11 protein-coding genes are annotated in these 15,612 nt (G+C 41.3%); all 11 read right to left on the bottom strand.

Going from position 1 to position 15,612, the window contains the following annotated elements; all coding sequences use genetic code 11:
- Positions 1-449: 449 nt before the first annotated feature.
- The gene (locus QSH13_RS16990) at positions 450-1,394 is read right to left on the bottom strand and encodes an Rpn family recombination-promoting nuclease/putative transposase (protein WP_286039396.1); all 945 of its coding nucleotides are present in this window, start codon (positions 1,392-1,394) and stop codon (positions 450-452) included.
- A gap of 190 nt (positions 1,395-1,584) precedes the next feature.
- The gene (locus QSH13_RS16995) at positions 1,585-2,940 is read right to left on the bottom strand and encodes a polysaccharide deacetylase family protein (protein ID WP_286039397.1); all 1,356 of its coding nucleotides are present in this window, start codon (positions 2,938-2,940) and stop codon (positions 1,585-1,587) included.
- A gap of 79 nt (positions 2,941-3,019) precedes the next feature.
- Positions 3,020-7,246: a DNA-directed RNA polymerase subunit beta' gene (gene rpoC / locus QSH13_RS17000; protein ID WP_109396532.1), complete on the bottom strand. Its 4,227-nt coding sequence runs from the start codon at positions 7,244-7,246 to the stop codon at positions 3,020-3,022.
- Positions 7,247-7,368: 122 nt separating this feature from the next.
- Complete coding sequence (gene rpoB / locus QSH13_RS17005) at positions 7,369-11,397, bottom strand: DNA-directed RNA polymerase subunit beta (RefSeq protein ID WP_109396534.1); 4,029 nt, start codon at positions 11,395-11,397, stop codon at positions 7,369-7,371.
- 351 nt (positions 11,398-11,748) lie between these two features.
- Entirely contained in the window at positions 11,749-12,114 is a 366-nt protein-coding gene (gene rplL / locus QSH13_RS17010) for a 50S ribosomal protein L7/L12 (RefSeq protein WP_023583093.1), read from the bottom strand.
- A 63-nt stretch (positions 12,115-12,177) separates the two neighbouring features.
- The gene (gene rplJ, locus QSH13_RS17015; RefSeq protein ID WP_006534706.1) at positions 12,178-12,675 is read right to left on the bottom strand and encodes a 50S ribosomal protein L10; all 498 of its coding nucleotides are present in this window, start codon (positions 12,673-12,675) and stop codon (positions 12,178-12,180) included.
- A 325-nt stretch (positions 12,676-13,000) separates the two neighbouring features.
- The gene (rplA, locus tag QSH13_RS17020; protein ID WP_072064767.1) at positions 13,001-13,702 is read right to left on the bottom strand and encodes a 50S ribosomal protein L1; all 702 of its coding nucleotides are present in this window, start codon (positions 13,700-13,702) and stop codon (positions 13,001-13,003) included.
- Between the two features lie 4 nt (positions 13,703-13,706).
- Complete coding sequence (gene rplK, locus QSH13_RS17025) at positions 13,707-14,135, bottom strand: 50S ribosomal protein L11 (protein ID WP_006534703.1); 429 nt, start codon at positions 14,133-14,135, stop codon at positions 13,707-13,709.
- 148 nt (positions 14,136-14,283) lie between these two features.
- Positions 14,284-14,829, bottom strand: coding sequence for a transcription termination/antitermination protein NusG (gene nusG, locus QSH13_RS17030; RefSeq protein ID WP_004246900.1), 546 nt, complete (start codon positions 14,827-14,829; stop codon positions 14,284-14,286).
- Between the two features lie 7 nt (positions 14,830-14,836).
- Complete coding sequence (gene secE / locus QSH13_RS17035) at positions 14,837-15,214, bottom strand: preprotein translocase subunit SecE (protein WP_006534701.1); 378 nt, start codon at positions 15,212-15,214, stop codon at positions 14,837-14,839.
- Between the two features lie 273 nt (positions 15,215-15,487).
- A partial coding sequence (locus QSH13_RS17040; protein ID WP_455906655.1) for an EF-Tu C-terminal domain-related protein occupies positions 15,488-15,612 on the bottom strand: 125 nt, incomplete at its 5' end.

Raw genomic sequence — 15,612 nt, forward strand, 5'->3', positions numbered from 1 at the left:
ATATGTTCAACAATGTGCTCTATTCGAAATCAGCAGGTAAAGGAAGTGATTTTTACCCTAATACTATTTATCGCCCTGTCGATATTAACGCCAGACTCACCCCCGAAGCATAAATACTGAATATTCCTGAACGAAATATATTAAATGATATTGCTAAACGAACAGGGACAATTAAAACAACGGCTATTTTTGTCGAGATAAGTATAAATGGTGCAAAACAAATTGATCTTATTAAAACAGAAAAACTAGTACCAACACGTGTTATAGAAGCACGTAAAACGGTGAAGCGGGTGTTTTTTCATTTATGCCGGGTAAAGATAAACAAGAACATAAAATATGAATACTCCTCTTAAATAATAGAAAGGAGTATTCTATTTATAATAAACGCGTTAAGAGATAAAATAAAAAGTTACTCTAATAAATTATTGATATTTTATTAATTATCTTTACTATACTATCACTAATAATTTAATTTCGTGTACACTTAAACCCGTCATTCGTTCGATAAATGGAAGATCAAAGTTCTCTTTTAATAATTTTTGTGCTAGTTCTAATTGTACTGATTTTCTTCCTAATTCAATACCTGCCATTTTGCCTAATTCAATACCTTCATTTTTTCCTATTTCAAATCCTTTATTTTCTAATCTCCACGCTATATTCATAATTGTCTCTCTGTGGTTATCTACTCGTTCAGCTATCTTATTTATAATAAATTCAAAATCTGATGCATCCATGATTGAGAATAAATATTGTACAACAGCAACAGTGTCTTCATCACTGCAGTTTTTCTGATTTATTGCTTTTGATAACAGAATTGCAATCTTATGAAGATCATCACAGCTATTAACATGCTTCATTGCAATTTCCATTACCGCTGCTTTTTTATGTGTTAGTAAAATATCATCATCAATTGAGGTCAAATCAATTAAAGAGAAGTCATTAGAATAAAGATGATTAGCAAGTGAAGAAAGTGGAAAACATTCCATCCAATTAACAGGAAAAGGATAAGGTTTCTTCTTTCCATGATAAAACAAGATTGGAACAACGAGAGGCAAAGACTTATAACCTTGCTGTAAATGCTGATTCATGGTGCAAAATGCATAGTGCATCATACGCCAAGCTATCATTTGATCAGGTCTAGATTGATGTTCTATAAGTAAATAAATGGGAACATCACCCTCTTTGGTTTTCACCAAATATAAAATATCAGACATACGAGAACGTAATTTTATATCAATAAAAGAAGAATTCTGTAATTGCAAAGTCGAAAAATCACACTGGTTTTTTAACTCTTCAGACAAGTGGATAAAGAAAAAGTCTTTGGCATTACTGACATTCATCATAAAACGTTTGAATGCAGAATCATGAGAAGAAATTGATATGGGCTTATTCATAGCTGACTCCATGTCGAATTTGGACTGCCAGCTTACAGAAAAAAATCTATTTACCTTACTAAAAAATTATCATAATCATCTGAAAAATATAAGTTATTTATTAATTTAAAATGAGTTTGTAATGACAATATAAAAAATACCCTCGATAAATATCAAAGGTATTTTTTAAGATTATAAATTTTATTTTTAATTATTTATCAACAACGATATTTTTGTTCACCACTTCATATTCGTCATTACCCACCATTCTGGCAAACTTTTCAATAGGATCGGTACTTAATGCATATAACCGTTTTAAGGCATAAGGTGAGTCACCTAAACGTACTTTTCCTTGCTGAGTTGTCACCGCCAATGTCACACCTGAGGCCTTGACTGCATTAATTGCCCTTTGATTATATCCACCGAAAGGATATGCAAAGGCATATTGATGTGGATTTAATAAGCTCAATACACGTTGTGAACGTTGTAAATCCAATATAATTGTGTGGGACTGACGACTAAAGATAATAGGTTTTTTATTATTATCTAAACGATGTAAAAAATGGGAATGTGATTGAATATCAAAAACATCACGACTCGATTTAAGTGATTGCCAACTCATAAATTGTAATGAATTAGGTGCCCACTTAGGTATTTTTGATTTTATTCGTGATGAGATAACAAATAGTGTTGCGCGTTGGCCATTTTCTTTTAAAAGAGGATAAGCATAGCGGTAAACGGATTGCAAACCATCATCAAATGTTAATGCAACAGCTCTTCCTGGTAAATTAACACTCTTATTTAAATAGCCTGCAACTTGATTTAGTGAAAGCGTTTCATATCCAGCTTTTTTTAAATAATTCATCTGCTCTGTAAATGCAGTTAATGATGTAGTTGTTGATGTATGGCGAAAATTATGGTTTTCCGTTGCTTTGAGAATATGGTGATAAGTAAGTACTGGTATTCCTAAATCAGGCTTTACATCCCTTGATGAAATATAACCTAAGCGGTCACCTAAAGATATTTCAAACCAATTGATCTTACTTCCATTAGCCTCTTCTTTTATTGTGCGAGAGAGTACGGGATAACGTAAATTGGATAAGAGAGTCGCTATTTGTGGGCTAGCAATATCTTTATCACTATAGATAGGGGTATTTTTTGTCGTAATTAAATATTCATAAATAGGATAATCTGTTTTCTTCGTGTTATCTGGTAAGAAATGTATTTTTTTATCAGGTTTCATTGAGGCAATATCTTCAAAATAGCCATCTTCTAGATAACCAGCCTCAAGATAACCTTGAGCATTCCCAAATTGTATCTTGTGATAATTACCCTCTGCCACCGATACATAAAAACCTTGGTTAGGACAAAGCTCGGCAACGGGTCGCAATTTATCTCCCACAAACGCATATAGCGTTTTTTGTTGACGAAGTTGCATCAATGTTGTGATTGGTGTTGTTAAGTCCCATTGAGCTTCTGTTGGAATACCTCTTTCATAAGGTACTGCAGAGACAAATCCAGTAAAGATAAAACATAGAATAATCAAAATATTAGCTATTATTCTCATCATTTCGCCTACTAATGTAGAACAAAAACAAAAAATGCCCTCACAATGGAGGGCATTTCAATCTAATCTAAATTAGATTTTAGTCTTTTAATCCACCAAAACCAGCATTCAGTAACTCTGCTAAGTTAGCAGATGCTTCATCAGCACTGATTGTTGTTTCAGTTTCATCTGTCGGCAATTGTGATTGACGACGCTTCATACGATCTTGGTGATACGCATATCCCGTACCTGCTGGGATCAAGCGACCAACAATAACGTTTTCTTTCAAGCCGCGTAATTCATCACGTTTACCTGCTACCGCAGCTTCCGTTAGAACACGAGTTGTTTCTTGGAACGATGCAGCAGAGATGAAAGATTCCGTTGCCAGAGATGCTTTCGTAATACCTAACAGATCACGAGCATACGTTGCTGGTACTTTGCCTTCTTCTTCCAGAATACGGTTTGACACTTTAACACGAGCGTATTCAACCTGTTCACCTTCGAGGAACTCAGAACTTCCTGCGTTCTCAATGGTAACTTTACGTAGCATCTGACGAACGATAACTTCGATGTGTTTATCGTTAATCTTAACGCCTTGTAAACGGTAAACTTCCTGTACTTCGTTAGTAATATAGCGAGTAACCGCATGAACACCACGTAAGCGCAGAATGTCGTGTGGTGATTCTGGACCATCGGAGATAACATCACCGCGTTCCACAACCTCACCCTCGAATACGTTAAGCTGACGCCATTTAGGGATCATCTCTTCGTATGCATCGCTACCGTCTAATGGAGAAATAACTAGACGACGTTTACCTTTAGTCTCTTTACCGAACGAAACAATACCGCTGATTTCAGCAAGGATTGCCGGCTCTTTCGGACGACGAGCTTCAAACAGGTCAGCAACACGTGGCAGACCACCGGTGATATCTTTAGTACCGCCAGATTCTTGTGGAATACGCGCTAAAGTGTCACCTGCGTTAATGGTAATACCATCGTCTAACTGAACAATCGCTTTACCTGGCAGGAAGTACTGCGCTGGCATATCAGTATTCGGGATTAATACGTCATTACCTTGTGCATCAGTGATACGCAATGCTGGACGTAAATCTTTACCGCTACCTGTACGCTCTGCTGAATCCAGAACAACCAGTGAAGAAAGACCTGTTAATTCATCTGTTTGACGTGTGATAGTTTGACCATCAACCATATCTGCAAAACGGATGATACCAGATACTTCACTCACAACTGGCATTGTATGTGGATCCCAGTTAGCTACAGTTTCGCCACCGTTAACCGCTTCGCCATCACCTTTTGCTAATTGAGCACCGTAAGGTACTTTGTAGCTCTCTTTCGTACGACCGAATTCGTCAATTAAACGTAATTCTGTGTTACGAGAAGTGATAACTAATTTACCAGCAGTATTAGTAATGAACTTCGCATTGAACAGCTTCAGAGTACCTTTATTACGTACTTGAATGCTAGACTCTGCTGCCGCACGAGATGCCGCACCACCGATGTGGAATGTACGCATCGTTAACTGTGTGCCTGGTTCACCGATTGACTGTGCTGCGATAACACCGATAGCTTCACCTTTGTTGATGATATGACCACGAGCTAGGTCACGACCATAACATTTCGCACACACACCGAAGTCTGTGTTACAGGTTACAACTGAACGTACTTTCACACTGTCAACAGAGTTTTCTTCTAACACATCACACAGTTTTTCGTTTAACAGGGTGTTACGTGGAACAAGAATATCGGCAGTACCTGGTTTCAGAATATCTTCTGCAGCCACACGACCTAATACACGTTCACGCAGTGGTTCTTTAACATCACCACCTTCGATGACTGGAGTCATCATAACACCTTCGGTTGTACCACAGTCGTCTTCTGTTACGACTAAGTCTTGTGCAACGTCAACTAATCGACGAGTCAAGTAACCGGAGTTTGCTGTTTTCAGTGCGGTATCCGCAAGACCTTTACGAGCACCGTGGGTTGAGATGAAGTACTGGAGTACGTTCAGACCTTCACGGAAGTTCGCTGTGATTGGTGTTTCGATGATTGAGCCATCTGGCTTAGCCATCAGACCACGCATACCGGCTAACTGACGGATCTGAGCTGCAGAACCACGAGCACCGGAGTCAGCCATCATAAAGATGCTGTTGAAAGATACTTGTTGCTCTTCTTCACCATTACGGTTAATAACGGTTTCAGTAGACAGGTTTTCCATCATCGCTTTTGCTACGCGCTCATTCGCCGCGGCCCAAATATCGATAACTTTGTTGTAACGTTCGCCCGCTGTTACCAGACCGGATTGGAACTGTTCCTGAATTTCTGCAACTTCTGCTTCTGCTTCCGCAATGATCTCTGCTTTTTTAGCCGGGATAACCATGTCATCGATACCTACTGAAGCACCTGAACGTGCTGCGTAAGCAAAACCGGTATACATGATTTGGTCAGCAAAAATAACTGTTGGCTTCAAGCCCATTACGCGATAACAGGTATTGAGCATTTTAGAAATTGCTTTTTTACCTAGTGGTTGGTTAACCAGCGCGTAAGGTAGGCCTTTTGGTACGATCATCCATAAAATAGCTCGGCCGATAGTTGTATCTTTTAAGCTAGTTTCAGTGGTGATGTTACCTTCGCCATCTTTGATCTCTTCAGTGATACGTACTTTAACTCGTGCGTGTAAAGAGGCTAAACCTGCGCGATAAACGCGTTCAGCTTCTTTAGGACCACTTAACACCATGCCTTCACCTTTGGCATTGATGCAGTCACGAGTCATGTAGTAAAGACCTAATACAACGTCCTGTGAAGGAACGATGATTGGGTCACCACTTGCTGGAGACAGAATGTTATTTGTTGACATCATCAGTGCACGAGCTTCTAACTGTGCTTCTAATGTCAATGGTACGTGAACCGCCATTTGGTCACCATCGAAGTCGGCGTTATATGCCGCACAAACGAGTGGGTGTAACTGAATAGCTTTACCTTCGATAAGGATTGGTTCAAATGCCTGAATACCTAAACGGTGAAGTGTTGGTGCACGGTTTAGCATCACTGGGTGTTCGCGGATAACTTCATCTAAGATATCCCAAACAACCGCTTCTTCACGCTCAACCATTTTTTTAGCGGCTTTGATTGTTGTCGCTAAACCACGGGTTTCCAGTTTTCCGTAAATAAATGGTTTGAATAACTCAAGAGCCATTTTCTTCGGTAGACCACACTGATGCAGACGCAGGTATGGACCAACGGTGATTACAGAACGACCAGAATAGTCAACACGTTTACCTAACAGGTTTTGACGGAAACGACCTTGTTTACCTTTGATCATATCAGCCAAAGATTTCAGAGGACGTTTGTTAGAACCTGTAATCGCACGACCACGACGACCGTTATCTAATAACGCATCCACAGACTCTTGTAACATACGTTTTTCGTTACGTACGATAATGTCTGGCGCTGCTAAATCAAGCAGGCGTTTTAAACGGTTGTTACGGTTGATCACACGACGATATAAATCGTTCAGGTCTGAAGTCGCAAAACGACCACCATCAAGTGGAACCAATGGACGTAAGTCTGGTGGTAACACAGGCAGTACAGTTAAGATCATCCACTCAGGTTTATTGCCTGATTGCATGAATGCTTCAAGTAACTTGATACGTTTAGTCAGTTTTTTACGTTTAGTTTCAGAGTTAGTTTCATTTAACTCTTCACGCAGCGTTTCACACTCTTGTTCCAGATCCATGCTCTGTAACAGGTTCTGAACAGCTTCTGCACCCATCTTCGCATCGAATTCGTCACCGAACTCTTCTAATGCATCAAGATATTGCTCTTCTGTTAAGATTTGTCCGCGCTCAAGGCTGGTCATCCCGCCTTCAACAACAACATAAGATTCGAAATACAGTACACGTTCAATATCGCGCAGTGGCATATCCAACAGCAGACCGATACGGGACGGCAGTGATTTTAAGAACCAAATGTGAGCAACTGGAGAAGCTAATTCGATGTGACCCATACGTTCACGACGAACTTTAGTTTGTGTAACTTCAACGCCACACTTCTCACAGATAACACCACGGTGTTTTAAACGTTTGTATTTACCACACAAACATTCGTAATCTTTTACTGGTCCGAAAATACGGGCACAGAAAAGACCGTCACGTTCTGGTTTGAACGTACGGTAGTTAATTGTTTCTGGCTTTTTAACTTCACCAAATGACCATGAACGGATCATATCAGGTGATGCCAGAGCAATTTTGATCGCATCAAACTCTTCGGTCTTGGTTTGCGCTTTCAGAAACTTTAATAAGTCTTTCACGAAATGGCTCCTGTCGGAGTTAGACCTGCCAGGCAAATGACCCCTGTCATTCACCCCTTTAAACCAGTGTAGTCACTGTTTGACAGACTGCCATTTCTAGCAGTCTGTCTATATGGAATCCGTTATTCGTCTTCCAATTCGATGTTGATACCCAGTGAACGGATCTCTTTCAACAATACGTTGAACGACTCTGGCATACCTGGTTCCATCTGATGGTTACCATCAACGATGTTTTTGTACATTTTGGTACGACCGTTAACGTCATCTGACTTAACAGTAAGCATTTCTTGAAGAGTATAAGCTGCACCGTATGCTTCCAGTGCCCACACTTCCATCTCCCCGAAACGCTGTCCACCAAACTGTGCTTTACCACCAAGAGGTTGCTGAGTAACCAAGCTGTACGAACCGGTAGAACGGGCGTGCATCTTGTCATCAACTAAGTGGTTCAGTTTCAGCATGTACATGTAACCAACAGTTACTGGACGCTCAAATTGTTCACCTGTACGACCATCGAAAAGTGTAATCTGACCAGAAGTTGGAAGATCAGCTAATTTCAGCATCTCTTTAATTTCCATTTCTTCTGCACCATCGAACACCGGTGTTGCGGTTGGCATACCTTTTTTCAGGTTTTCAGCCAGACGCAATACTTCTTCATCGCTGAAGGTGTCCAGATCAACTTTCTGACGAGGTGCCATACCCAGATCGTAAGCTTTCTGGATAAATTCACGTAATTTAGCAACTTCTTGTTGCTGTTTTAGCATCGCATTGATCTTATCACCGATACCTTTAGCAGCCATACCCAAGTGAGTTTCAAGGATCTGACCGATGTTCATACGTGATGGAACACCCAGTGGGTTCAGTACGAGGTCTACTGGATTACCGTTTTCATCGTATGGCATGTCTTCAATTGGGTTAATCTTAGAGATAACACCCTTATTACCATGACGACCCGCCATCTTATCACCAGGTTGGATCTGACGTTTAACAGCCAGGTAAACCTTAACGATTTTCAGCACTCCTGGTGCTAAATCATCACCTTGAGTGATTTTACGACGTTTAGCTTCCAGTTTCTTCGCGAACTCAGCTTTCAGTTCATCATACTGTTCTGCTAATTGTTCTAACTGGTTTTGCTTCTCTTCATCAGCAATACCCAGTTCTAACCAACGTTCGCGAGGTAATTTATCTAATTTCTCAGCTTCAATACCGCCAGCAATCAGAACACCACGGATACGAGCGAATAAGCCTGCTTCAAAAATACGCAGTTCTTCAGTTAAGTCTTTCTTAACTTCACGTAACTGTGATTCTTCGATTTCTAATGCACGTTTATCTTTTTCTACGCCATCACGAGTGAATACTTGTACATCGATAACTGTACCAGACACACCATTAGGAACACGTAGAGAAGAATCTTTAACATCAGACGCTTTCTCACCGAAGATAGCACGCAACAGTTTCTCTTCTGGAGTCAGTTGAGTTTCACCTTTAGGTGTTACTTTACCAACCAGAATGTCGCCGCCTTTCACTTCCGCACCGATATAAACGATACCTGATTCATCCAGTTTAGATAATGCTGCTTCACCGACGTTCGGGATATCAGCAGTGATCTCTTCAGGCCCTAACTTAGTATCACGAGAGACACAAGCGAGTTCTTGAATATGGATAGTAGTGAAACGATCTTCTTGAACAACACGCTCAGATACAAGGATGGAGTCCTCGTAGTTATAACCATTCCATGGCATAAATGCCACGCGCATGTTTTGACCTAATGCTAACTCACCAAGGTCTGTTGAAGGACCATCGGCTAACACGTCACCACGATCAACAGGTTCACCTAAAGATACGCAAGGAGTTTGGTTAATACATGTGTTCTGGTTAGAACGCGTGTATTTAGTCAAGCTATAGATATCGATGCCTGCTTCACCAGCATAAGTCTCATCTTCGTTAACTTTGATAACGATACGAGAAGCATCAACATACTGAACAACACCACCACGTTTAGCAACTGCAGTAACACCGGAGTCAACTGCTACCGCACGTTCCATACCTGTACCTACTAGTGGTTTATCACCACGAAGAGTAGGAACAGCCTGACGTTGCATGTTCGCACCCATCAATGCACGGTTGGCGTCATCGTGTTCAAGGAATGGGATCAGTGAAGCACCGACAGAAACAACCTGTTGGGTTGAAACGTCCATGTACTGAACTTGGTCACGACTAAATAAGCTTGACTCACCTTTATGACGGCAAGTAACTAATTCTTCAACGAAGTGATTATCATCGTCTAATACGGAGTTAGCCTGAGCAATGATGAAGTTACCTTCTTCAATTGCAGACAGATAGTGAATCTCATCTGTTACAGCGTTGTTTTCAACAACACGGTAAGGCGTTTCTAGGAAACCGTACTCGTTAGTCTGTGCATAAACAGATAATGAGTTGATAAGACCGATGTTTGGACCTTCAGGTGTTTCGATTGGGCACACACGACCATAGTGAGTTGGGTGTACGTCTCGAACTTCGAAGCCTGCACGTTCACGGGTCAAACCACCTGGGCCTAATGCAGAAATACGACGTTTATGCGTAATTTCTGATAGCGGGTTATTCTGATCCATAAACTGAGATAACTGGCTAGAACCAAAGAATTCTTTGACAGCAGCAGAAATCGGTTTTGCGTTGATCATATCTTGTGGCATTAATGCATCAAGATCGCCTAATGACAGACGTTCTTTAACTGCACGTTCAACACGCACTAGACCAACACGGAATTGGTTTTCAGCCATTTCGCCAACAGAACGAATACGACGGTTACCTAAGTGGTCGATATCATCCACTTCACCTTTACCATTACGGATATCAATCAGTTTTTTCATTACTTCAATGATATCTTCTTGGCTCAGAATGCCAGAACCTTCAACTTCGTCACGGCCTAACGAACGGTTGAACTTCATACGACCAACAGCAGACAGATCATAACGATCTTCAGAGAAGAATAAGTTCTCAAATAGGTTTTCTGCTGCTTCGCGTGTAGGTGGTTCACCAGGACGCATCATGCGATAGATTTCAACTAATGCGCTTAAACGATCGTTTGTAGGATCGACGCGAACAGTTTCTGAAATATAAGCACCATGATCTAAGTCATTGGTAAACAGCGTTTCAATCGTTTTATGACCAGCTTGACTTAAGCGAGCTAACACATCTAAAGAGATTTCCATGTTAGCAGCACAAATCAGTTCACCTGTCGCTTCATCAATATAGTCACGAGCAACCACTTTTCCTGCAATGTATTCAACAGGTACTTCAATGCGGTCAATTTGCTCTTTTTCTAATTGACGAATATGGCGAGCGGTAATACGACGGCCTTTTTCGACATACACTTTGCCGTTTGCTTCAATATCAAATGAAGCAGTTTCACCACGCAGACGTTCAGGCACTAATGTCATCATCAGCTTGTTGTTGCTGATTTCAAACAATGTTTTTTCGAAGAATAAACCTAAGATTTCTTCAGTGCTGTAGTTCATTGCGCGTAAAATGATAGTCGCAGGTAATTTACGGCGACGGTCAATACGGACAAAAAGGTTATCTTTAGGGTCGAATTCGAAGTCTAACCATGAGCCACGATAAGGGATAATACGTGCGTTATACAGTACCTTACCTGAAGAGTGTGTTTTACCTTTGTCACTATCAAAGAACACACCAGGACTACGGTGTAACTGGGAAACGATAACACGCTCAGTACCATTGATAACAAAAGTACCATTATCGGTCATTAATGGGATTTCACCCATATAGACTTCTTGTTCTTTGATGTCTTTAACGGTGCCTTCTGGGGCTTCACGTTCATAAATAACCAGACGCAGTTTTACACGCAGAGGTGCTGAGTAAGTTACACCGCGGATCTGACATTCTTTAACATCAAAAACAGGCTCGCCTAAGCGGTAGCTGACATATTGTAATTCAGCGTTACCACTGTAGCTTTGGATAGGAAATACGGAACGGAAAGCTGCTTCCAGACCGTTTTGACCATCAGGATCTTGCTCGATGAACTTCTGGAACGAGTCAAGTTGGATAGAAAGGAGATAGGGAACATCCAGAACTTGTGGACGTTTACCAAAATCCTTACGAATACGTTTTTTCTCGGTATAGGAGTAAACCATAGGGTTCCTCAGCTCGCTGAAAAGTGACCCACTCTGCCTACCCTTAGTTATTTAAGGGCGACACGACATTCTGCTAACACTATTTTTTGTAGGTAGGAAAATATAATTTTCCATAATACTTATTGCTATTACTCTTAAATCATTTCATTGCATTGAGCTCACTACCGAGCTTTTGGAGAACGTGGATCGTAGTGACTAACACAGTATATTAAGTCGTCAATAGCAAAAAATATTGAGGTAAAGAGGAAGCCAAAAAGTGTGAAAAAGCTACTCTTACCTTACAGCGCAAAAAGGCTGGTGACCAAAAAATCACCAGCCATCAGCCGTTAGGCTGCACTCTGGGAAGTTAAATTATTTAACTTCAACCTCAGCGCCTGCTTCTTCCAGAGCTTTCTTCAGAGCTTCAGCATCATCTTTGCTTACGCCTTCTTTCAGAGCTGCTGGTGCAGATTCTACTAAGTCTTTAGCTTCTTTCAGGCCAAGACCGGTAGCGCCACGTACTGCTTTGATTACTGCTACTTTGTTACCGCCGATAGCTTTCAGGATAACATCAAATTCAGTTTTCTCTTCAGCAGCTTCTGCTGGACCCGCAGCAACAGCAACAGCTGCAGCAGCAGATACACCGAATTTTTCTTCCATCATAGAGATCAGTTCAACAACGTCCATTACAGACATTTCAGCAACTGCGTTTAAGATATCGTCTTTAGAAATAGACATAACAAGTGTTCCTAAAATTCAGAAAAAGTTTATACGTAAATAAAGCAACGAAGAAATTGGCTATTAAGCAGCTTCTTTCTGATCGCGCAGAGCAGCCAGAGTGCGAACCAATTTGCCTGCAGAGGCTTCTTTCATGGTTGCCATCAGGCGTGCGATTGCTTCATCGTAAGTTGGGAGTGTAGCCAGACGATCGATGTTCGAACCTGGGATAAACTCACCTTCAAAGGCAGCCGCTTTAATCTCGAATGCTGGGTTCGCTTTCGCGAAATCTTTGAACAGACGAGCAGCAGCGCCCGGATGTTCAGCAGAAAATGCAATCAAGGTTGGACCAACAAATGCATCTTTCAGTACTTCATAAGAAGTACCTTCAACAGCACGACGCAGAAGTGTGTTACGTACTACACGTACAGTAACGCCAGCTTCACGACATGCTTTACGCAGTTCGGTCATTTTAGCTACAGTAACGCCACGGGAATCCGCAACAACTGCAGAAAGCGCACCTTTGGCAACTTCGCTGACTTCAGCAACAATCGCTTGTTTGTCTTGAAGATTTAGTGCCATTAGCTTCTTGCTCCTGGATTAACCGAGTAAAAACTCGGGACTCACATCACTTATAACCACAATGGTATAAGCGCTAAAACACGGTGAGTAGAATCCAGAATATATAATTCTTTATTGGCTCTCTCACCGTCTACGCAGGAAAATTAAGTAATCACTTACACCTGCGGTCTTGGACGGGGTCTGGATAGGCCAGACTCCAACCGAAATTCAGAGAATTTAGTTATGTCGACTTAAAAAAATACAACATAGCTAAACTCAAGGCGTCAAATTCTATACAAATTTGACGCCAAGGTAAAGTCTTTTATGACTTTAGTCTAATCTAAGATTAAACTGTCGCGCTTAAGCTAGCTTGATCAATCGCAACACCTGCACCCATAGTGGTAGACAGGCTTACTTTCTTGATATAAACGCCTTTCGCTGCTGATGGTTTTGCTTTTTTCAGAGCAACCAACAGAGCTTCTAAGTTTTCTTTCAACTGAGCTTCGTTGAAATCAACTTTACCGATAGTGGTATGGATAATACCATTTTTGTCGTTACGGTAACGAACTTGACCAGCTTTAGCATTTTTAACTGCTTCAGCAACGTTAGGCGTTACAGTACCCACTTTCGGGTTTGGCATTAAGCCACGTGGGCCAAGGATTTGACCTAATTGACCTACAACGCGCATTGCATCTGGAGATGCGATAACAACGTCAAAGTCCATTTCGCCAGCTTTAACTTTAGCAGCTAAGTCGTCCATACCGACTAATTCAGCGCCTGCTTCTTTAGCAGCTTCTGCATTTGCACCTTGTGCGAATACAGCAACGCGAACTGAACGGCCAGTACCGTGTGGAAGTACAGTTGCACCACGAACGTTTTGATCTGATTTACGTGCATCAATGCCAAGGTTAACAGCAACGTCAACACTTTCAACGAATTTAGCAGTAGCCAGTTCTTTCAGTAAAGCAACAGCTTCAGTAATTTCGTACTGTTTAGTTACTTCAACTTTCTCACGGATATTGCGCATGCGCTTGGTTAGTTTAGCCATCAGATTAATCCTCCACTACCAGGCCCATGGAACGAGCAGTACCAGCAATTGAACGCATCATAGCTTCAACGTCAGCACCAGTCAGGTCCGCAGCTTTAGTTTCTGCGATTTCACGAACTTGAGCAGAAGTAATTTTACCTACTTTCTCTTTGTTCGGTTTGCCAGAACCTGATTTCACGCCCGCAGCTTTCTTCAGCAGAACTGCTGCTGGAGGAGTTTTGGTAACGAAAGTGAAAGAACGGTCAGCATAAACTGTAATAACAACAGGAATTGGTAAACCTTTTTCTACGCTTTCAGTTTTAGCGTTGAATGCTTTACAGAATTCCATGATGTTAACACCTTGTTGACCCAGAGCTGGACCAACTGGTGGACTTGGATTAGCCATACCTGCAGAAACTTGCAGTTTGATATAGGCTTGGACTTTCTTAGCCATTAATTAATTCCTCAATTTGGGTATATATCGCCCGGCTAGGGCTCCCCGATTTTACTTTGTTCTGTCTTATGACAAAACAACTCAAAACGAAAGGTGGAAAATTGTAGATAACTTTTCCACCTTTTGCAAGAAAGCAAGATAAAAAGGTTTAACCTTTTTCAACCTGACTAAAGTCTAATTCAACGGGTGTTGCACGACCGAAGATTGATACAGAGACTTTTAAGCGGCTTTTTTCGTAATCGACTTCTTCAACAACACCATTAAAGTCAGCAAATGGACCATCGCTAACACGAACCATTTCACCTGGTTCAAACAGTGTTTTAGGACGTGGTTTATCACCAACTTGTTGTAAGCGATTCATAATCGCATCAACTTCTTTATCGCTAATTGGTGCAGGTCTATCTGACGTTCCACCAATGAATCCCATAACACGAGGTACATTACGTACTAAGTGCCAAGTCGCATCATTCATGACCATTTGGACAAGAACATAGCCTGGGAAAAATTTACGCTCACTTTTGCGACGTTGACCGCTACGGATCTCAACCACTTCTTCGGTTGGAACCATAACTTCGCCGAATGAGTCTTCCATTTCGTTTAATTTGATATGTTCACGCAAAGACTGTGCAACACGGCCTTCAAAGCCTGAAAATGCCTGAATGACATACCAGCGTTTTTTTGGAGAATCAGTCATGAACACCTCACAGGCCAGTAATAAATGAAACAAAACGAACCAGAATGCCATCCAGTCCCCAAAGAACTAATGACACAATAGCCGTCACCGCAGCAACAATCAGGGTTGTCTGCAATGTTTCTTGACGTGTTGGCCATACTACTTTACGCATTTCAATACGCGCTTCACGAGCAAATGCTAACGTTGCTTTACCTTGTGTTGTCCACAACGCGAACCCACCTGCTGCTACGAACAAAGCAACAACAGCTAAAGCTCGCAACGCTAGGTTAAATTCACGGTAAAGATAGTTGCCACCCACTGCTACTGCCAGCAATAAAACGGTAATGATCCACTTAGCGATATCACCACCGCGTTTGCTATCTTGAGCTCCGCTATTCGCACTCATAAATTAACCTGTCACTATGATGTAAATAAATAGCCAGCTTGCCTCGCAAGAGCAAAACAAATCAGACTAACCATAAAATCAACTATGATTGCATCTGACACAGTGTCATATCTCTATGACATTCGTATCTGCAAGATACTGGACTCGATTCGTTGTATCAGAGCCTATCTCACCAATAATTTACAAAAAACTAGTGATGAGATAGGTTCTTTTTCAAACAACGCATAAAAAGGGCATCAATTGATGCCCTTTTTTAGGAAATTACGCGAGTAATTAACCTAATACTTTAGCAACAACGCCCGCACCTACTGTACGGCCACCTTCACGGATAGCGAAACGTAAACCGTCGTCCATCGCGATTGGGTGAATCAGTTCAACGATCATGTTGATGTTGTCAC

The organism is Proteus faecis (assembly GCF_030286765.1).
Taxonomy (GTDB): Bacteria; Pseudomonadota; Gammaproteobacteria; order Enterobacterales; family Enterobacteriaceae; genus Proteus; species Proteus faecis.